This window comes from Nonomuraea sp. MTCD27 (genome assembly GCF_041950495.1).
Classification (GTDB): Bacteria; Actinomycetota; Actinomycetes; order Streptosporangiales; family Streptosporangiaceae; genus Nonomuraea.
The window spans coordinates 68186-87545 of record NZ_JBGNUW010000032.1 but is presented as its reverse complement, the minus strand read 5'-3'; the positions used below and the strand labels follow the sequence as shown (position 1 = coordinate 87545).

At 70.7% G+C, this 19360-nt stretch carries 18 protein-coding genes; 10 read left to right on the top strand and 8 right to left on the bottom strand.

Annotated features, from left to right (window positions below):
* The first annotated feature begins 108 nt into the window (after positions 1-108).
* The gene (locus tag ACBJ59_RS55620; protein WP_375118078.1) at positions 109-918 is read left to right on the top strand and encodes an ArsR/SmtB family transcription factor; all 810 of its coding nucleotides are present in this window, start codon (positions 109-111) and stop codon (positions 916-918) included.
* 48 nt (positions 919-966) lie between these two features.
* Complete coding sequence (locus ACBJ59_RS55615; protein ID WP_375118077.1) at positions 967-1500, top strand: hypothetical protein; 534 nt, start codon at positions 967-969, stop codon at positions 1498-1500.
* Positions 1501-1509: 9 nt separating this feature from the next.
* Here the strand turns inward: ACBJ59_RS55615 and ACBJ59_RS55610 are convergent, their stop codons facing one another.
* Positions 1510-2829 carry an FAD-binding oxidoreductase gene (locus ACBJ59_RS55610; protein ID WP_375118076.1) on the bottom strand — a complete coding sequence of 440 codons (1320 nt, stop codon included), beginning with the start codon at positions 2827-2829 and terminating at the stop codon, positions 1510-1512.
* Positions 2830-3071: 242 nt separating this feature from the next.
* On the opposite strand from ACBJ59_RS55610, the gene ACBJ59_RS55605 reads away from it, so the two are divergent.
* Positions 3072-3650, top strand: a complete 579-nt coding sequence (locus tag ACBJ59_RS55605; RefSeq protein ID WP_375118075.1) for a TOPRIM nucleotidyl transferase/hydrolase domain-containing protein — start codon at positions 3072-3074, stop codon at positions 3648-3650.
* A gap of 195 nt (positions 3651-3845) precedes the next feature.
* On the opposite strand, the gene ACBJ59_RS55600 is transcribed toward ACBJ59_RS55605, so the two are convergent.
* Positions 3846-4082: a hypothetical protein gene (locus ACBJ59_RS55600; protein ID WP_364132571.1), complete on the bottom strand. Its 237-nt coding sequence runs from the start codon at positions 4080-4082 to the stop codon at positions 3846-3848.
* 302 nt (positions 4083-4384) lie between these two features.
* On the opposite strand from ACBJ59_RS55600, the gene ACBJ59_RS55595 reads away from it, so the two are divergent.
* Positions 4385-4852, top strand: coding sequence for a DUF6789 family protein (locus tag ACBJ59_RS55595; protein WP_375118074.1), 468 nt, complete (start codon positions 4385-4387; stop codon positions 4850-4852).
* 54 nt (positions 4853-4906) lie between these two features.
* On the opposite strand, the gene ACBJ59_RS55590 is transcribed toward ACBJ59_RS55595, so the two are convergent.
* A complete protein-coding gene (locus tag ACBJ59_RS55590) occupies positions 4907-6193 on the bottom strand; it encodes a cytochrome P450 (protein ID WP_375118073.1) in 1287 nt (428 codons plus the stop codon).
* Between the two features lie 242 nt (positions 6194-6435).
* On the opposite strand from ACBJ59_RS55590, the gene ACBJ59_RS55585 reads away from it, so the two are divergent.
* A complete protein-coding gene (locus ACBJ59_RS55585) occupies positions 6436-6774 on the top strand; it encodes an STAS domain-containing protein (protein ID WP_375118072.1) in 339 nt (112 codons plus the stop codon).
* 77 nt (positions 6775-6851) lie between these two features.
* Here ACBJ59_RS55585 and ACBJ59_RS55580 read toward each other — a convergent pair whose 3' ends face one another.
* The gene (locus tag ACBJ59_RS55580; RefSeq protein WP_375118071.1) at positions 6852-8054 is read right to left on the bottom strand and encodes a hypothetical protein; all 1203 of its coding nucleotides are present in this window, start codon (positions 8052-8054) and stop codon (positions 6852-6854) included.
* A gap of 187 nt (positions 8055-8241) precedes the next feature.
* Between ACBJ59_RS55580 and ACBJ59_RS55575 the strand changes: the two genes are divergently transcribed.
* The 4 genes from ACBJ59_RS55575 (at position 8242) to rraA (ending at position 12633) form a co-directional block, all read left to right on the top strand.
* Positions 8242-8820, top strand: coding sequence for a hemerythrin domain-containing protein (locus ACBJ59_RS55575; RefSeq protein WP_375118070.1), 579 nt, complete (start codon positions 8242-8244; stop codon positions 8818-8820).
* A 354-nt stretch (positions 8821-9174) separates the two neighbouring features.
* A complete protein-coding gene (locus ACBJ59_RS55570) occupies positions 9175-10704 on the top strand; it encodes an FAD-dependent oxidoreductase (RefSeq protein WP_375118069.1) in 1530 nt (509 codons plus the stop codon).
* A gap of 153 nt (positions 10705-10857) precedes the next feature.
* Positions 10858-11880, top strand: coding sequence for a hypothetical protein (locus ACBJ59_RS55565; RefSeq protein WP_375118068.1), 1023 nt, complete (start codon positions 10858-10860; stop codon positions 11878-11880).
* A gap of 282 nt (positions 11881-12162) precedes the next feature.
* Entirely contained in the window at positions 12163-12633 is a 471-nt protein-coding gene (gene rraA / locus ACBJ59_RS55560) for a ribonuclease E activity regulator RraA (RefSeq protein WP_375118067.1), read from the top strand.
* 48 nt (positions 12634-12681) lie between these two features.
* Here rraA and ACBJ59_RS55555 read toward each other — a convergent pair whose 3' ends face one another.
* The 4 genes from ACBJ59_RS55555 to ACBJ59_RS55540 form a co-directional block, all read right to left on the bottom strand.
* Positions 12682-13497 (bottom strand): carbohydrate ABC transporter permease, encoded by an 816-nt coding sequence (locus tag ACBJ59_RS55555; RefSeq protein WP_375118066.1) that lies wholly within the window; start codon positions 13495-13497, stop codon positions 12682-12684.
* 2 nt (positions 13498-13499) lie between these two features.
* The gene (locus ACBJ59_RS55550) at positions 13500-14462 is read right to left on the bottom strand and encodes a carbohydrate ABC transporter permease (protein ID WP_375118065.1); all 963 of its coding nucleotides are present in this window, start codon (positions 14460-14462) and stop codon (positions 13500-13502) included.
* Entirely contained in the window at positions 14452-15765 is a 1314-nt protein-coding gene (locus ACBJ59_RS55545; RefSeq protein ID WP_375118064.1) for an ABC transporter substrate-binding protein, read from the bottom strand. The genes ACBJ59_RS55550 and ACBJ59_RS55545 overlap by 11 nt, the downstream gene beginning before the upstream one ends.
* Positions 15766-15845: 80 nt before the next feature.
* The gene (locus ACBJ59_RS55540; RefSeq protein WP_375118063.1) at positions 15846-17087 is read right to left on the bottom strand and encodes an ROK family protein; all 1242 of its coding nucleotides are present in this window, start codon (positions 17085-17087) and stop codon (positions 15846-15848) included.
* 86 nt (positions 17088-17173) lie between these two features.
* On the opposite strand from ACBJ59_RS55540, the gene ACBJ59_RS55535 reads away from it, so the two are divergent.
* Positions 17174-19357, top strand: a complete 2184-nt coding sequence (locus ACBJ59_RS55535) for an alpha-N-acetylglucosaminidase TIM-barrel domain-containing protein (RefSeq protein ID WP_375118062.1) — start codon at positions 17174-17176, stop codon at positions 19355-19357.
* Positions 19358-19360: the final 3 nt, after the last annotated feature.

The window sequence follows — 19360 nt, the reverse complement described above, 5'->3', positions numbered from 1 at the left end:
CCCGGAGCCGGACGTCGCCGCCTGTCCTGTGAGCGGCTGAGCGCCGACGCGACCCCGGGCCGATCGGCCACTTGACGTTATGCAGGTAAATACCTGCATAATGGTGGCGTGAGCCTCGAAGCGAGAGCGATGGACTCGGTCTTCAAAGCGCTGGCCGACCCCACCCGGCGGCTCCTGCTCGACCGTCTGCGCGAGCACAACGGCCAGACCTTGAGCGAGCTGTGCGAACGCCTGAACATGGCGCGCCAGTCAGCGACCCAGCATCTCGACATTCTCCAGCGCGCCAACCTCGTGACCGTCGTACGACGTGGGCGGGAGCGGCTGCACTACCTCAACCCGGCCCCCATCCACGAGATCGAGGAGCGCTGGATCTCGGGGTTCGACAGGCCCCGTCTGCAAGCGATCAGTGCCATCAAGAACCAGGCAGAGGAGTACGCCATGACCGACGCAACCACATCCGTGCCGACCTACGTCTATGTCACCTACATCCGCGCAAGCGCGAAGCAGGTGTGGCAGGCCCTGACGGACGCGGACCTCACGGCCCGCTACTGGGGGCACGCCAACGTTTCGGACTGGCAGCCGGGCTCGCCCTGGGAGCACCGGCGCGTCGACGGATCAGACGTCGTCGACGTCGTCGGCCGGGTGATCGAGACCGAGCCGCCGACGCGCCTGGTCATCACCTTCGACGACGCCCCGGACGCCGAGAAGCCGAGGGACCCGTCGGTGGTCACCTTCCTCGTCGAACCGCACCAGGACATCGTCCGCCTCACCGTGACCCACGAGAACCTCCCCAACCAGGAGATGGCCAACGGCATCTCGCACGGATGGCCGGCCGTCCTGGCGAACCTCAAGTCGCTGCTGGAGACCGGCGAGGTCCTTCCGCAGGCGCCGTGGGAGATGTACCGCGCGCACGCCTGAGCCGGCATCGTCCCAGCCTTGTCGTTCGCCTGCAGAAAGCAGACCCTGATGGACACCATCCCCCTGCGGAACGCCTACCGCGCCCTGCTGGACGCCGCCGCCACCGTGGCCGGACACGGGGCCGGCTCCACAACCGGCTCCGGCGGTGCCGGTCCGCTCCCGCCGGCCGGTGAGTGGAACGCCGACCAGATCCTGGCGCACGTCGCCATCCTCAACGCCACCACCCTCGCAGCCGTCTCCACCATCGCGATGGGAGCGAACACGACCTACGACAACCGCATGGCACTCGACACCTGGACCATCGAACGCCTCATCACGCTCACCGGCGGCAACGCCGGGCTCCGCGAGCGCATCCGCCTCCAGGCGGACGCCCTCTGCGCGCTCGGCGGGCCGGCGCTGAGCGACGCCGAGCTCGACACGCCGGTGCCCACCCGGCTCCTGTCCAAGGACACCGCCCTGGTCGACGCGCCCGTACCGCTGAGGGACCTCATCACGGGCCTCGCGGAGGTCGAGCTGCCCGGCCACACGCGACAACTCCTGGCCCTCCTCCCGAGCGGCGGCGCGGCCGAAGCCGCAACCTGACGACGATCATCAGCCGGCCCGGTCAGCCTCCCGGACCGGAAAGTTGGACCGGAAGACGTTGTGCGGATCGTGGCGACGCTTGATGGCGCGCAGGCGGGTCAGGGCGGCGGGGGCGAAGGCGTCGGCAGCCGTCTCGGCGGGGTTGAGGAAGGTGAACGGCTTGCGTCCGCTGACGGGGAGGGCCTCGGCGAGGTCGCGTTGCCTGGCGGTGACGGCCGCGGCGGTGGCGGGGTCGGCGGGGATGCCGAACAGGTAGAGCGCGTAGGGGTCGGTCAGCGGCCCGTGCGGGGTGTCGGACGGCCGGGTGAACGCGCCGCCCAGGTGCCGGATCTGTACGCTCAGCAGCGGGGCGATCGGTCCGGCGAGCAGGGCCTCGGCCGCGGCGTCGTCCAGTTCGGTCAGCAGTTCGGCGCGTGACAGGCCCGGCCCCGGGTCGGTGGGTTCGGCGGTGATGGACCCGAGTTCGGAGACCGGCATGACCCGCCTGCTGTCGGACAGGGGCCGGGCGAGGCGATCCAGCGGCGCCAGCAGGTCGCGGGCCTCGTCCTCGTCGCCGAGGTAGGTGGCGTCCACGGCGACCATGGGCGCGGAGCCGGGGAAGTGCAGCAGGTCCAGCCAGGCCGTCAGCTCCTCCGGCGCGGCGGCGGTGATCTGCCGGTAGGCGTCCATGACCTCGGCGGCGTGCTCCCCCGGCCACAGGATCCGGCCGCCGAACAGGCGCGGCGCGGGATGCAGGGTCAGCTCCAGGGCGGTGACCACGGCGAAGTCGCCGCCTCCGCCGCGCAGCGCCCAGAACAGGTCGGGGTCGGAGCCGACGGTGACGTGCCGCCGCCGCCCTTCGGCGTCGACGATGTCGAAGGCGGTGACGGCGTCGGCGACCCAGCCGTGCGCGCGGCCGAACCAGCTCAGCCCGCCACCGAGGGCCACGCCCGTGACACTGACGACGGGAGAGCTGCCGGGCAGCCCGGTCAGCCCGTACGCCGCCGCCGCGGCCTGAACGCGTCCGGACGGCACGCCCGCGCCGATGCGGGCCCGCCGGGCCACCGGATCGACCTCCAGGGTGTCCAGCCTGCCGGTACGCAGCAGGATCGTGCCCTCGGCCCGGCCGCTGGCCCCGTGCCCGTTCGGCTGGACGGCCACGCCCAGCCCGGCGGAACGGGCATGACGGACGAGGGCGGCGATGTCATCGGCGTCGGCGGCCTCGACCACCGCCGCCACCGGTTGCTCGACGGCCAAATTCCAGGGACGGCGGGCCACGTCGAACCCGGGGTCGGACGGCAGCAGGACCCGGCCGCGGACGACGGAGCGCAGGCTGTGCGAAGCGTTCATGATCGTCCGCCCAGCGGTCGCAGCGGCGGCAGCAACGGCCCGGGCTCCGGGACTCGATTGTTCTCGTTCGTCATGATCCCCACGCTAGGGCGGAGAAAGCTCCGAGTTTGGGGGCATTTTCGGGGCAGATTCGTGGGCCAATTCGCCGGAACGGTACGTACGGCCGACGCCTCCAGAAAGAACTACGGCCGCGACGCGTAAAAGGAGGTGAACCCCTCCAGGCTCGGTGCGAGGCTGGGCCCGTGAGCGACACGCATACCGTGGTCCTGGTCGAGGGAGCCAGTGACAAATCGGCGATCGAAGCGTTGGCCGGGCGCCACGGCCGGAACCTGGCGGCCGAAGGCATCTCCCTCGTGGCGATGGGCGGTGCCACGAACATCGGGACGTACGTCGGGAGGTTCGGCCCTGCCGGTCACGGCCTCCGGCTGGCCGGCCTGTGCGATGCCGGGGAGGAGGGCGACTTCCGGAGGAGTCTCGAGCGCGCCGGCCTCGGGTGCGATCTCGGCCGAAGCGACCTGGAGGCGCTCGGGTTCTTCGTGTGCGTCGCCGACCTGGAGGACGAGCTGATCCGCGCCCTCGGCACCGCCGCGGTCGAGCGTGTCGTCGACGCCGAGGGCGAGCTCAGCTCGTTTCGTACGCTCCAGAGGCAACCCGCGTGGCGCGGGAGCGCCACTCACGACCAGTTGCGCCGGTTCATGGGATCAGGCAGTGGCCGCAAGATCCGCTACTCCGGCCTGCTCGTCGCGGCACTCGACCTCGATCGCGTGCCGCGTCCGCTGGATCTGCTGCTGGCCCACCTGTCGGGCAGCCGGAGCTGGTGATCTCGTCATCGCCGGGTGAGGCGTTCCGCCGGCGGAACCAGCGGACCCCCCGTCTCACCACCTGCCCGGAAAAGCCCGGCGCCAGGCTGTGACCAGCGGCTCGCCGGACGCTTCAGGGTCGGCCCCCGCCATGACCCGTCGAGAGCCTCCACCCCGGACGGGGAGAGGCTCTCGACGTCGTCAGCACATGCCGCGCTACCCGGCGAGGTGCTGGCGCAGAAGGTCCTTGCCCTGCTCGGCTCCCTTGCGGCTCTCGGCCTGAGCGCGGCGGAAGAAGTCAGCGAGCTTGTCGTCCCCGGCGCGTTCGGCGTCGGCGATGTAGTTCTCCAACCGCAGCACGTTGCTCAGGCACTGCTCGACGAACCAGATCAGGTTGTAGTCCTTGTCCTGAGTTCCGGTGACGCCGCCGGTCTCCTGTCGTGTCGGATCCATCTGCTTTTCCTCTGCCTCGACTGGTCGGGTTCGTCTCGCCGGCCGGCGCTCTCGCGCGGCCGCTCCGAGGGCTCCCCCCTTTCCCAAGGACGGGGTCCTATGCCTGCGCCAGGCCACCTCCTGTGTCCGGCCCATGGGTCTTGTGCGGTCGGGCCGGGGCGCGGCGTCCGTGCCGGGTTCGTACGCGACGTCCGCGCCATCCCGTCCTGGAAACCGGACTCGCGGCGGTCCTCGTTCCTTCCGCGGGGTTTCCCTTGGCGTCTTCCGTTTCGGGGACGCAGCGGTGGGCAGCGGCACCATCCATGATGCGCAACCTGCTTCGCGGCGCGATCAGCGGTGCCGTGGCCACCGCCGCGATGAGCGCGGTGATGGTGGCGGGCCAACGGGCGGGGATGATGGCCGACCAGCCGCCGAAACGTATCGCGCGTGCCGCCCTGCCCGGGCGCGAACACCGGCGCAAGCCTGGGGAGGGACTGCTGGGCGCGGCCGCTCACGTGGGTTTCGGCAGCGCCTCCGGCGCGTTGTTCGGCCTCATGACGCGGGGGCGACATGCCCCGGTCGCGCTCGGAGTGGCGTACGCGCTGACGATCTGGGTCGGCAGTTACGCGGGGTGGGTGCCGCGGCTGGGCGCCCTTCCGCCGATCCAGCGTGATCGCCCCGGCCGTCAGGCCGTCCTGGCGGCCGGTCATCTGGTGTACGGCGCCGCGCTCGCGCGTACCATGAACCGGCTGACGTCCGGAGGCCGGCATGACCGGGAATCCGGCGCGTAGCCGTCCGCGATGAATGCGCCCTCCCGGGCGGGGTGAGCCGGGCCGCGGTGACCGTTACTGTGCCGTAGACGGGCGCGACGTTCGCCGCCGCGGTGGCGGCTCCGGCGGTCGGGGGACCGCACGCCGCGCGGCCGCCAGGACGAAACCGCTGGCGGGACGGGTGGGCACGCGCCGCAGGGAGATGCTCAGGTCCTGGTCGGGGACGTCGTAGTCCAAGCGGGCGAGCCGTACCGCCAACGCCCGCACCAGTGAGACCGTGATGTCCTCCCCGGGGCATCGATGACCGGTGTCCGGATCGCCGCCGCCCTGCGGGATCAGGTCGAAGGCGCCGAGCTCGCGCCCGGCGAACCGCCCGGGGTCGAAGGTGTAGGGCTCATCCCACAGCTCTGGGTCGTGATTCTGCCCGTAGACGTCGAGCAGCACCAGGCTGCCCGCGGGGATGCGTTCTCCGGCCCACGACAGGTCGCGGACCGCTCGGCCGCCGACGAACGGCGCGAACGGATAGAACCGCCGAAGCTCGTGCACGAAGGCCTCGGCGTGGGCGGCGTCCCCGTCCCGCAGCGCCTCACGCTGCTCGGGCCAGCGGTGCAGGGCGTGGGCGGCGAAGGTCACGTACCAGGCCACCGCCGCGGTCGGGCGGATGACGTTGAGCAGCTCCACCGCCGCCGTCCGGGCGGCGAGCGGCCTGCCGCCGGCATCGCGGTGACCGGCGACGACGTCGAACGCCGAGCCCGCCGGCGCGGTGTCGGTGCCGTCGCGCAGGTCGCTGATCAGGTCGGTCAGCCAGGCCTCGCGACGCCTGCGGGCCAGCCGGCCGCGCCAATGCCGGGGCCCGCCGCTGCCGAACCCGTCGACCATGGCCGTCAGATCGGAGGCCAGGGCCGGCACCTCGGCGTCGTCCAGCGGGATGCCCGCCCATCGGCACACCCCTCGGGTCAGCACCTCGGCGACCTCGTCGAAGAGCACGACCTGACGCCCGTCGCCCCACGTTCGGGCCGCCTCGTCCCAGGCCACGCCGGTATGCGCCACCAAGGAGCCGACGCCCACACCGGTCAGCAGCGACATGAACATCGCCTTGCGCACGCGGTGCTCGACGCCGTCCAGATGGTGCACCGCCCCGTTCCCGATCAGCGTGCTCGTGACGGGCTCGGGCAGTGCCGTACGACGGTGAACGTTGTTCTCGTCGTAGAAGAAGCGCGCCGCTTCGGGCCCGCACAGGCCCACCGTCCGGCGGCCCATCAGCCGGGTGCGCACCACCGGCCCCCGGGCGCGCCGCCGCAGACCGGGCAGCCACCCGTAGCCTTCGAGCAGCAGGAAAGGCGTGTCATCCAGCACCAACATGAGGTCCGTCCCTGCCCTTGGGCTCACGGGCGAAACCGCCGGGCTCGGCTCCTGTCCCGCCCGTCAGCGGGCGGCGGGCCCGCCGGGAAGCGTGGCGGGTCATGCGCCGCTCGGCGCCCGCGCCTTCGGGCCTCACTGCGGCGGCAGCGCAACTGTGAGAATGCGGTTGAGACGATGGTCTCAGGGTACGGGAGGGGACTCGGCGCACCCGAGCGCTGAGTCAGCACCAGCGAGGAACCCTCATGAGACTGGATCTCAGTGTCAGCATGTCCGCAGGCACTCCCGTCGTCGGCGTGGACGGCGACGTCGATCTCCTCACCGCCGACGATCTGTACGAGTTCCTCGCCACGGTGATCCACCAACGGGGCCCGCGGCTGAGCGTGGACCTGCGGCGCGTGTCCCTCATGGACTCGCGCGGCGCCGCCGCCCTGCTGCGGGCACGCCGGCTGGCCCGGTCACTCGGCGGAAACCTCACCCTGATCGGTCCCAACGCTCCGGCGGCGCTGGTGCTGCACGCGCTTCTGCCCGATCAGGACCTCGCACCGCCCGGCCGGGCCCCGTCGGCCCCTCAACACCACTGACTTCCGCACCGCCGTGCCCGTCTCCCCCGCCCTGGATGACTCCTGCGGCCCGGGAGACGGGCACGATCAGGCGCGGGTCAGCGGTTGTGGGCCAGGCTGTGCACGGGGTGCTCGCCCTCGGTCTGCAGCCGGTATTCGTGGCCGGACTTGGCGCGGTTGTCGTCGATGACCCGTTCGGAGGGTGCCTTGTCGCCGCCCATCAGCGCTTCCTGCATCTTCTCGAACCGCTCGTGGGCCTCCTGCACGTAGCCGGTGCCCAGGGTGGTGTAGTCGATCTGGGTGGCGATCAGTTCGCGGATGTAGCCCTTGTTCGGCTCGAAGGTGACCGGGGCGGGCAGCTCGGGGGCGCACACCTGCTCGGGGTCGCGGCCGTCGTGCTTCTTGAACAGCTCGGCGGCCAGCCGCAGGTGCTCCAGCTCCATGTTGAGGTGCAGCTCCCAGATGTTCTTCACCTTGGGGTCGGACTCGGTCTCCATGAAGGAGTGGTACAGGTAGCACTCGTTGTACTCGTGGTTGAGCAGCATCTCCCACCAGCTCTCGCCCGGGTCGACGAGCGATTCGTAGTGGGTGACGTGCTCTTCCTCGATGAGGCCGATCTCCTGGTAGAGCTGGCGGGCGATGGGCTCCATGTAGGTGGGGCCGACGTTCATGTAGAAGTTCATGGTCTGCTGCTCGGCGGCCATGATCGTCAGGGCGTGCAGCCGGCTGATCGGCGCGGTGGAGCTCTTGTCGTAGGGCTCGCGCACGTTGTCCATCGGGTCGCGGTGGTGCAGGTAGGTCGGGCGGCCCGGCATGACCTCGGTGAGCTGGTCGACGATCTTCTCGGCCTTGCGGTGCTCGATCATCTCGTACAGGTTGGCGTAGCGGTAGAGGTGGTCGAAGTCCTCCAGCACGCCGAACTGGTAGGCCTGCGTCAGGTAGGAGTCCGGCTCCATCCGGGCCACCCACGCGGTCAGGTCGACGGCGACCTGCTCGTAGGCGATGGTGGTCTCCAGCACCGAGGCCAGGCCGGGCAGCAGCCAGTTGACCACCTTCTGCTGCTGCGCCTCGATGTAGCGGACCCGGGCCAACTGCTGCTTGACCTCCAGGTCCGGGCAGTGCCGGGCGAGCTGGTGGCTGAACAGGATCGCCTCCACCTCGATCCCGTTCATCGTGATGATCCGGCACCGCGTGTACGGATCGGCATGGTCGGGATCGATCGGCGTGACGTTCAGCTCACGCCAGTTCCGCAGCTGCCTGTCCAGCGGGATACCCCGCTCGCGCAGTGGGTTGAAGGTCATGTGCCTGGGCTCCTCGGCGTCGGTTCGAGATGTGCGGCGTGCCCGCCTACCCGAGGCTTCCCGGCTGAACTCCGCATGTTCCCCGTCGCGATTCCGGATTCCGTAAGGACCTTGGCAGCCCTTTCCCATGCGCGCGTGCCGGTCGCCCCGCCGGGTAGGCCACGCCCGTACCCGAAGGAGGGCATCCATGACCAGAACAGCCCCGGAGACGATGGGCGAAACCGACGTCATCGACCTGCTCCTGGCCCAGCACGCCATGATCAGAGACCTGTTCGACGAAGTCGAACAAGCACCCACCGACCAACGCGCCGAAGCATTCACCCAACTCGTCCGCCTCCTGGCCGTCCACGAAACCGCCGAAGAGGAAATCGTCCACCCCTACGCCCGCCGCACCATCGACGGCGGCGACGGAGTCGTCGACGACCGGCTCACCGAAGAAAACCAGGCCAAGCAACTCCTCTCCCAAATGGACCAGGCCGGCCCCGACGCCCCCGACTTCGCCGCCAACCTCGCCATGCTGCGCACCGCCGTAGAAGCACACGCCCGCAGCGAAGAACGCTACGAATTCACCCAACTCCGCGGCCACACCAGCCAAGCCCAACGCCGCACCATGGCCGCCGGCGTCAAAGCCGCCGAAGCCATGGCACCCACCCACCCCCACCCCGGCACCGAAACCGCCACCAAGAACCTCCTGGCCGGCACACCCACCGCCATGATGGACCGGGTCCGCGACGCCATCCGCCAGGCCATGGGCAAGAACCCCTGACCATGACCACCCGCGGAACAGGGCTGGGCGGGTTCGTCGGCGTCCTGCGGTGACCTCGACATCGGTCCCCAGGCGGCCGATCAAGGACGGCGCGCAGGATCTCCACCCAGGGCGGCTGGTGGGGTGCGGCGGTTTCGGGTTCCGGCGGTCAGCCGGCGGAAGGAGGGACTGGTCGTACGGGAGGCTTCACGAGGTGTTCACGGAGCGTCAGGCGACCACCCGAACGCTCTCCAGGGAGGGGTCGGCGGCATGGACGTCGGAGCGCGGGACGCCCAGGTGGTCGCCGTGCCCGCTGCCCTCGGCCTCGATGCTCGTCGTGCGCCTAATCGGCGGGCGCGGGGGAAGACGTCGCCTATGGCATCGCTTCCCGGAGTGCCCGAGTCGTACTGGATCGAATCGACGGCCACGACGTCGTTCCCGCCGCTTGAGCAGGACGTCACCGCCGATGTCGCCGTCGTCGGCGGCGGGATCGCCGGGCTGTGCGCGGCGTGGGAGCTGACGCGGGCGGGCCGCTCGGTCGTGCTGCTGGAGGCGGATCGCATCGCCGCCGCCGTCACCGGCTACACCACCGCCAAGCTGTCCGCCCAGCACACCCTCATCTACGCCCGGTTGCGCCAGTCGCACGGGGAGCAGGCCGCCAGGCTGTACGCGACCTCGCAGCAGGACGCGATCGAGCACGCGTTCGCGACCGTGGCCGACCTGGCCGTCGACTGCGACCTCGAACGCCTGCCCGCCTACACCTATGTGGAGTCCACCGAGGGGAGCGAGCAGATCACCGCCGAGGTCGACGCGGCCCGGCAGGCCGGCCTGCCCGCCTCCATGGTGACCGGGACGGGCCTGCCGTTCGACGTGGCGGCCGCCATCCGGGTGGAGGACCAGGCGCAGTTCCATCCCCGCAAATACCTGCTCGCCCTGGTGCGGCAGATGGTCCGCGACGGCACCCGGGTGTACGAACGTACCCGGGTGACGGGATTGGAAGAGGGACGGCCATGCCGGCTGGCGTGCGAGAGCGGCACCACGGTCACCGCCACCGACGTCGTGGTGGCCACGCACTACCCGATCTTCGACCGGGCGCTGCTGTTCTCCCGTCTGCAGCCGCGGCGTGAGCTCGTGGTCGCGTCGCCCATCCCACCCGAGCGGGACCCGGGCGGCATGTACATCACCACGGAGCACAACACCAGGTCGGTCCGCACCACCCCCTACCGGCACGGGCAGCGCCTGCTCATCGTCACCGGGGAGATCGCCGAGCCCGGCTCCGGTGACGCCGGCGAACGATTCCGGCGGCTGGCGGCCTGGACCAGCGAACGCTTCCCCGGCACGCAGATCACCCACCGGTGGGCGGCGCAGGACAACGCCACCACCGACCACCTGCCCTACGTGGGGCACCTTCACCCGGGAGCCGAGCACGTCTACGTGGCCACGGGATTCAGCGGCTGGGGCATGAGCAACGGCATCATGTCCGGGAAGCTCCTGTCCGCTCTCATCACCGGCCACGAGCTGCCGTGGACCGAACTGTACGATCCTCGGCGGCTTCACCCGCTTCGCGAGGCCGGCCCCATCGCCAAGCTCCAGGCCAAGGTCGCACGCCACTTCATCGGGGACCGCCTGCGCTCCTCCCACGTCGACTCGATCGACGACGTCGACCCGGGATCGGGCGCGATCGTCCGTATCGGCGGCCGGCGTTGCGCGGTCCACCGCGACACGGCGGGGGTCGTTCACGCGGTCTCCGCCACCTGCACGCACCTCGGCTGCATCGTGGCCTTCAACCAGGCCGAACAAACGTGGGAATGCCCCTGTCACGGATCGCGCTTCGGAACCGACGGAACCGTCCTGCACGGTCCGGCCACCCAACCCCTGGAACCGATCGACCTGGACAACCCATGACGCCCCCTGCCGACGCGGCGCCGGCACTCCACCTGGCCGTGCGCCAGGTCAGGCCAGGGCCGACGAGCCGCATCGGCCCAGCCTGTGGGCGCCATTCGGACGCGGAGGCCCCCGGCGGGCCGTCGCCTCGGAGATCATCGCTACTCTGCGACCATGTCCCTCCATCATCGATCGCGCGGCGCGGCGGCCCTCGCGGCGGCCCTCGCGCTCACCGCGAGCACCCCCTCCATCGCGCAGGCGCACGAAGCGCCCGCGGCCGCGGCGGACCGAGTCCTGCGGGTCTACAACAACAACATCGAGAACCTGGTCAGGAACAACGCCGACGGCACGTGCACCCGCATCTCGGGCCCGGACCACCTGTCGTCGATGCTGGTCGACGACAACGGCCGGTCGGGCACCTCCGGCGTGCGGGCCCCCGATCTGCTGATCGTGCAACAGGTACGCGGCACCGGGCAGGCCACGGCCTACGCCGACCAGCTCTCCGCCAAGTTCGGATATCCGGCGGGCACCTACCGGGCGATCGTCGCCTGGGACGACCCCGAGCCGTGGGGCAGCACGCACAAGTGCAGTCAGCAGGAGCTCGGTGACCTGAAGAAGAAGCAGACCAACGGGATCGTCTACAACACCAGGACGCTGAGCCTGGCCGCGGGCGACATCTCGAAATACTGGAGCGCGGGCTGGCTGAAGCCCGGAACGGCCTACGCCGGCGGGGCCGGGTGCACGCTGTACAAGCCGCCGGACAACGACGACGGCGTCACCAACGCGTACAAGTGGAAGCGTACGAGCGCGATCGCGGCGAGGTTCACGATCAGGGAAACGGGGACGACGGTCTTCGCCGCGACCATGCACCTCCCGGAGCAGAACGGGGCCAATGCCTGCGCGGGCGCCGGCTACACCGGGATCGCGAACACCGGCATCCATGTCGGCGCGGACGCCACGAGCCTGCTGAACGCCTCGACGATCCGCGTGATCGGGATCGACGCGAACCGCACGAACATCGCCCCCACGACGCTCGGCGGCTTCGGCATGACCGGTTACGGAGCGAAGGCCACCGCCGGTTCCAGGAAGATCGACTATCTGTTCGTCAAGGGCGCCGTGCAGCCGTCGAGCATCGACCACACGGTGAGCAGCACGAAGTCGAACCATCTCGCGCTGTACGGATTCATCACGTTCTGAACCCGGCCGGGACGTCACTCTCCAACGGCCCCATGGCGTCCCGGCCCGGGCCTCGCGATGGCGAGGTAGGTTGTGACGATCACCGACCAGGCAGGACAGCGATGAGCGAATCTGCGGCCGAGCTCTACGCCGCCAAGGCGGACCATGCGCCGCTCCCTCGACCCGCTCGCGGTCGCGCCGGCCGCCGAGCACCACAGCGGCGAGGCCGAGGCCGATGCCTGACCCCTGGCATCGGCGCTCCGTCCGACCGGCTTCCCGTCGATCCGTAGAAGGGTTCCCGTCATGACCATCGTCACCGCCGACCTGTACGACGAGCGCGGCGACCAGCTCGACTCCTGCGACCTGCAACTTCGCCAGTACGGCGGCCGCCACGCCTTCGCCGGCCCCATCGTCACCGTCCGCTGCCACGAGGACAACGCCCTGCTCAAGTCCGTCCTGAGCGAGCCGGGCCGGGGCCGGGTGCTGGTCGTGGACGGCGGCGGCTCGCTGCACACCGCGCTCATGGGCGACGTCATCGCCGGCATCGCGGTGACCAACGGCTGGGCCGGCGTGGTGATCAACGGCGCCGTACGCGACGTCGCCGCCCTGCGCGAGCTGGACCTCGGCATCAAGGCGCTCGGCTCCAACCCCCGAAAGAGCGGGAAGCAGGGCACCGGGGAACGAGACGTGCCGGTCACCTTCGGCAACGTCGTCTTCCATCCCGGCGCCGAGCTGTTCAGCGACGACGACGGCATCCTCGTGACGCGGATGTGACGGGCGCCGACGGCCACCGGGCTGTGCGCCGGGACGTGGCCGCCGCCGTCAGCCCTTGATGGCGCCCTGGGTGATGCCGCTGACGAAGCTGCGCTGGAAGACGAGGTACACGACCAGGATCGGGGCGATGACGATCAAGCACGCCGCCGCCAGCAGCGGGATGTCCGTCGTGTACTGGCCGACGAAGAGCCCCAGCCCGCTCGGCGCGGTGCGCTGGTCCGGGTTCTGCATCATGACCAGCACCAGCATGAACTGGTTCCACGACCACATGAAGTACAGAACGGACAGCGTGGTGACCGCGGGCCACGAGATCGGCAGCAGCACCCGCGCCAGCACCACGAGGTCCCTGGCGCCGTCGATGCGCGCCGCCTCGACGAGTTCCTCGGGCACGTTCGAGAAGTGGGTCTGCATCCAGTACACCCCGAACGGCATGAACAACGCCGCCTCGGCCAGGATGACGCCGACGTAGGAGTCGGTCAGGCCAACCTCGCGCAGGTTGAAGTAGAGCGCCACCACGATGACCTCGATCGGCAGCGTGAGCCCCATCACGAACCCGAACGACAACGTCCGGCGCCCCCACACCTTGAGGATCGCCAGCCCGTAGCCGGCGAGCGTGGCCATCACCACCGCGAGCGGCACCACGCAGACCGCGATCAGCACGCTCGAGCGCATGAGGTTGGTGAAGTTGCCCTGCTCCCACGCGAGTGCGAAGGTCTCCCACGACCACCGGTCCGGGATGCTCAGCCCGTCGAGCTGCGAGCCCGAGGGATGCAGGGCGGCCAGGACGATGCCGGCGAAGGGCACCAGCACCATGACCGCCAGCAGGACGAGGACTCCGTACCGGAGACTGACACCGCCGCGCATGCTCAACTCTCATCATCCCTGGTGAAATATCGGACGGCGCTGACGACGGCGACCACGATGACGGTCAGCACGACCGCCAGCGCGCTGGCGCCGCCGATGTCGCCCTCGTTGAAGGCCAGCCGGTAGACGAGCAGGCCGGGCACGTTGGTCTGCCCTGCCGGGCCGCCGTTCGTGGTGACGAAGACGAGGTCGAAGCTGGCCAGCGCGGCGATCGTGGTGATGACTCCGGCGACCGTGATCTCCCTGCGCACCCCGGGCACGGTGACGTGCCGGAACTGCCGGAGCGCTCCCGCGCCGTCGAGCTTGGCGGCCTCGTACAGGGACGGGTCGATCTTCTGCGCGCCGGCCAGGAAGAGCATCATGCACAGACCGCTCATCGTCCAGGTGCCGATGAGGCCGAGCGCGATCAGCGCCAGCTGGTAGTCGCCCAGCCAGGCGCGGGTGATCGCCCCCAGCCCGACGAGGTCGAGGAACTGGTTGACGACGCCGGAGTCGCTGTAGAGCCAGCGCCAGGTGATGCCGACGGCGACGAGGGGCAGCACCTGGGGGAGGAAGAAGACGATCCGGAAGAACGTCATGCCCCGGCGCACCTTGCCCATCAGCAGCGCTGTCATGAGCAGCCCGATGCCGATGGGGATGACCGAGAAGAAGACGATCAGCGCGAGGCTGTGCAGGATGGCTTCGTACAGCGCCGAATCACGAAAAATCTTGATGTAGTTGGAGAAGCCCGCCCAGACTGGCGGCAGGATGCCGTCCCAGGTCAGGAACGACAGGCGGAGCGTGTTCAGCGCCGGCCAGATGGCGAAGCCGAGGTACACCGCCAGCGCGGGCAGCACGTAGAGCCAGCCGCGCACCCGTCGTCCACGCCGGCGCGGCGGGCGGGCGGGCCCGCCGGCCGCCCGCCCCTCGCCGCGGGCCGGAACCGCCCGCGGCGAGGAGACGGCCGGGCTCAGCTCACGAGCCATGGTGGGCGTCCCACGACTCCTGCAGGGACTTCAGGAAGGCGTCGGGGGTCATCTTGTCGCTGATCAGGCCCTGGATGCCGGGGGTCAGCTTGTCGATCATGCCGGGCGAGGCGAAGTCGGGGAAGGGGACGATCCCGTTGCCCTGCGCCACGGGCGCGAAGACACTCGCGATGTCGCCGCGCAGCCCCGTCGCGCCCAGCTCGGCCTTGGTGTCGACGGGCAGGAACCCGCCGTCGAACTCGATCTTCGCCGCCTCCGGCGAGCTCAGGTAGTCGAGGAACGCCGCGGCGACGTTCGGGTGCTTCGACTTCGACGAGATGGCGTACGCCACGCTCGCCCCGGAGGCGACGTTCGCCGGCTTGTCCGCCGACTCCGTAGGCATCAGGAAGAAGCCCACGTCGTCCTTCATCTCGGTCTCCAGGGTGGAGGCGGCCCAGTTGCCGGTGATCAGGAACGCGCTGTCGCCCTTGGCGAAGCTCGCCAGGGCGTCGGCGTCCGCCGTGGCGCTCGCCCCGCTGGAGACGTATCCCTTCTTCGCCCAGTCGGTCAGCGTCTGGGTGGCCTTCAGCGCGGCCGGGTTCTCGATCGTCGCGCCCGGCTTGCCGTACACCCACGACCGGTAGTCGTTGATGTCGCCGGTCACGTTGAGCAGCGCGTTCCACAGGTGGAAGCCGCCGACCTGCAGCGCGCCGTTGCTCAGCGGGGTCTTGCCGGCGGCCTTGGCCTGCTGCATCGCGGCCTCGAAGTCGGCCAGCGTCTTCGGCGCCTCTTTCACGATCTTCTTGTTGTAGAAGACGCCGAGCACGGACAGCCCGCCGGGCACGGCGTACAGGCTGCCGGTGCCGAACTGCTTGGCCGACTTGTCGGAGCTGAGGACCTCGAGGCTGGCCGGCGGGAACTTGGTGGTCCAGTCGTACGCCTTGGCCCACGGGCTCAGGTCGAGGATGAGGCCGGCCGGGACCAGGGAGTTCATGGCGCCCGGGTTGTACTGGGCGATGTCCGGCGCGGCGTCGGACGACATCGCCAGCTTGATGGACTTGATGTAGTCGTTGAACGGCGTCATCTGGGGTTTGACGGTGACGTTCGGGTGCTTCTTGGTGAAGCCGTCGATGAGCGCCTTGGTGGGCGGGTCGTTGGTGTAGGCGAGGGTGAGCGTCACCGGGTCGCTGGGAATGGTGGTCGATACGTCGACCTTGGTCGCCGTATTCCCGCCCGAGCTGCTGGCGCCCGCGCAGGCCGTCAGCGCGAACGCCGTCGTGACGCCGAGCGCCACGACCGCCGCGCGCCGGGCTGGTCTCGTCATACGCATGACCTTTCTCCTCAATCGGGTGGTGGCGTCGGCTGGCGCGTCGTTTCCGCAACGGCCTTCATGACGACTGTTCCTCACCAGGCCGAGCCTGGTCTGACCAGGCCGAACCTGGTCCGCTCGATCTCGTCCAGGGAGTGGAGCAGGGCCCCGTGGACGACGGCGTCTTCCTGGAGCGTCGAGACCTCCAGCGCCGGCTGGTCCAGCGGCTCGCCGGACAGGTGCCGCCGCAGCGCGGCGAGCAACGTCTCGCCGCATCTGGCCAGCGGCCCGCCGATGACCACGAGCCGCGGGTTGAGGATCGCCCGGATCACGGCGATGCCCTTGGCGAAGCGGCGGGCCACCACGTCGATCGCCTCCAGCGCGGCCGGGCTGCCGTCGACGACGGCGTCCAGCACGGCCTCGAGCGCGTGCTCTCCCCCGGCCTCGATCCGGGCCAGGAGCGCGCCATCACCGGCGCGTCCGGCGGCCGCCGCGGCCTGGCGCACGATCTCCGCGCCGCCGACCCGATCCTCGAACGGGCCCAGGCCCCGCGGATGGCGGGGCGTGGCGTGGCCGTCGGTGAACAGATCGAGGAAGCCGACGTCGCCGGAGTCGTTGGAGGCGCCGCGGTAGAGCTCGCCGTTCAGCACGATGCCGGCGCCGACCCGCTCGCCCCAGTGGATCATCACCAGGGAGTCCTCGCGCTGCTCCGCGTCGCGCCGCCGCTCGCCGTGTGTGGCCAGCTTGACGTCGTTGTCCAGGTAGACGGGGCAGCCGAGCGTCTCCGTCAGCCGGCGGACGAGCAGGTCGCCGGCCAGGCCGGGCATGCTCGGGATGAGCTTGATGATCCCGGCCGCCGGGTCGACGATGCCGGGGGTGCCGACCGAGGCGAACCAGAGGTCTCCGGTCGTGATCCTCGTCGCGCGCAGCGCCCGGTCCACCGTGGACAGCAGCGTCTCCACCACCTGGTCGCCGCCGGGACCGGAGCCGAGCTGCACCGCTTCGGCCGCCGTGACCGTGCCGGCCAGGTCCGCCACCGCCACGCGCACGTCCTGCGGGCTGATCGACAGGCCCAGCACGTGGCCCGCCTCCGCCCGGAACCGCACGAGCTGGGCCGGCCGCCCCGCCCGGGTGGAGTCGCGATCGAGGGGGCCGAACTCGACCAGGCCCTCGGTGACGAGCGCGTTGAGCGAGCGGGAGACCGCCTGTCGGGACAGCCCCACGGCCTTGGCCAGCGCGGAGACGCTCATGCTGGCCTCGGCCCGCAGCTTCCGCAGCACGGCGGCGGCGTTGACCTCGCGCATGAACTGGGTGCCCGCGGCCACGACCTGCTCCATGCTCTCTCCCTGCGATCGGTTGCCGGTACGCTAGCATATTAATTATGGACCGTACGGAACTAATTAGTCGAGGGGTGTGACCTGCGATGTTGTCCGGTGACGGCCCGCCGTGGGCGGAAACTGTGCGCGGCCTGGCCTATCGCGTGCTGGGGCCCGTGGCGGAGTCGGTACGGTTCGCCGCCCGCGACGGCGACGGGCGCGAGTACGCCTACGAGGCGGCCGGCGGTGTGCTCAGCATCGCGGCGACGGACGGCGTGAGCGCTGCGGTGGCGCTCCACCACTACCTCCGGGAACGCTGCGGCACCTCCGTGGGCTGGGACACGGAGCTGCCCCTCGGGTTGGCGTCCTTGCCCGACACCCCGCTCCGCCAGGGCGCGGCGCGGGTCCGGGAGGGCTACTACCTCAACTTCTGCACCTTCAGCTACACGATGCCCTACTGGGACTGGGCCGACTGGGAACGCGAGATCGACTGGATGGCCCTGCACGGCATCACCATGCCGCTCGCCGTCACCGGTCACGAGGCCGCGCTGTACGCCGCCTATTCAATGCTCGGGCTCGACGACCGGCAGATCCGGAGCTTCCTGGGCGGCCCGGGTTATCTGCCGTTCCAGTTCATGGGCTGCCTGGACAACTTCGCCGGCCCGCTCCCCTCGTCCTGGATCGAGAGCCATCGCGAGCTCGGGGCGCGCATCCTCGACCGGGAGCGCGCCTTCGGCATGACGCCCGTGCTGCCGGCCTTCACCGGGCACGTCCCGCCCGAGATCGCCGCGGCGGCGCGCGCCGGCCGCCGCCACTGGCAGGGGTTCGAGACGTGGGTCCTCGATCCCGCCGACCCGCTCTACGAGCGGATCGGCGCCGAGATCGCCCGCGCGCAGATCAAGCTCTTCGGCACCGACCACCTGTACGCCGCCGACCCGTTCATCGAGATGATCCCCATCGACGCCGACCCCGCCTTTCCCGGGGCCGTGGCGGCGGCCACGCTGGCCGGCCTGCGGGCCGCCGACCCGGACGCGGTCTGGCTCATGCAGGCCTGGCCGTTCTCCTACCAGCGGGAGTTCTGGACCGAGGACCGCGTCAACGCCTTCCTCACCGCGATCCCGGACGACCGGATGCTCGTGGCGGACCTGTGGGCGGAGCACGACCCGCTGTGGAGCCGATTCCAGGAGTTCTCCGGGAAACCCTGGCTCTGGTGCGCGCTGCTGAACTTCGGCGGCCGCACCGATCCGGGCGCCGACCTGCGCGGCGTACCGGCCGGGATCGACGCGGCCCTGGCGGCGGCGAGCCCGCCCGCCGGCCTCGGCCTGTCCATGGAGGCCACCCGCAACAACCCCGTCTTCTTCGAGCTCGTCGCCGACCAGATCTGGAGCCGGGTCCCCGACCTCGACGCCTGGCTCGACGCCTTCGTGAGCCGCCGTTACGGCACCGGCGACCGGTGGACGGCCGAGCTGCGGGCGGCCTGGCGCGGGCTCCTCGGCACCGTCTACGGCGCCCAGGGCGTGCGGATCGCTCCCGACCAGTTCAAAGGCGTCCTCACCGCCGGCCCCTCCTACGCGCGGATCCCCGGCGACCTGGCCGGGCTCCGCGCCGACGCCGCCCGCGTCCTCTGGTACGAGCCGGGCGTGCTCGCGGCGGCCTGGGAACGGCTGATCGAGGTGGCCGAGGGCGACCGCGACCTGCTGGCCGGTCCGCTCGGGCACGATCTCGTCGAGGTGGGCGTCGCCTTCATGGCAAGGGTCGCCGACCGCTGCCACCTCGACGCCGTGGAGTGGTCGGTCCTGCTGGGCGCGGCGAGCGCGCCGGAGATCGACCGGTTCCTGCGGGTCTTCGATGACCTGGACCGGATGCTGGCCTGCCGGCCCGAGTACACCTTCCGGCACTGGGAGTCGAAGGCGCTGTCGCACGCCGGCGACCCGGCGGACCGCGACGTCCTGGCCGACAACGCCCGCCGCATCATCACGGTGTGGGGCACCTCGGACAGCCCGCTGCTCGACGACTACGCCGGCCGGCACTGGAGCGGGCTCGTCGGCGGCTACTACCGCGACCGCTGGGCGCTGTGGGCCGACGGCCTCGACCGCGCGCTCGCCGCGCCCGGCGGCTCGGAAGCCGAGCTGCAGGACCGGCTCCGCGAACGCGCCGAGCGCTTCCTGCGGGAAGGCGCACCGCCGGCACCGCGCGACCTGGGTGACCTGGCCACGGAGTCACGCCGGCTGTTCACCTCCTACGCGGGTCAGGCCGGCCCGCTCGCCCAGCCGTACGAACACGATCGATGAGGA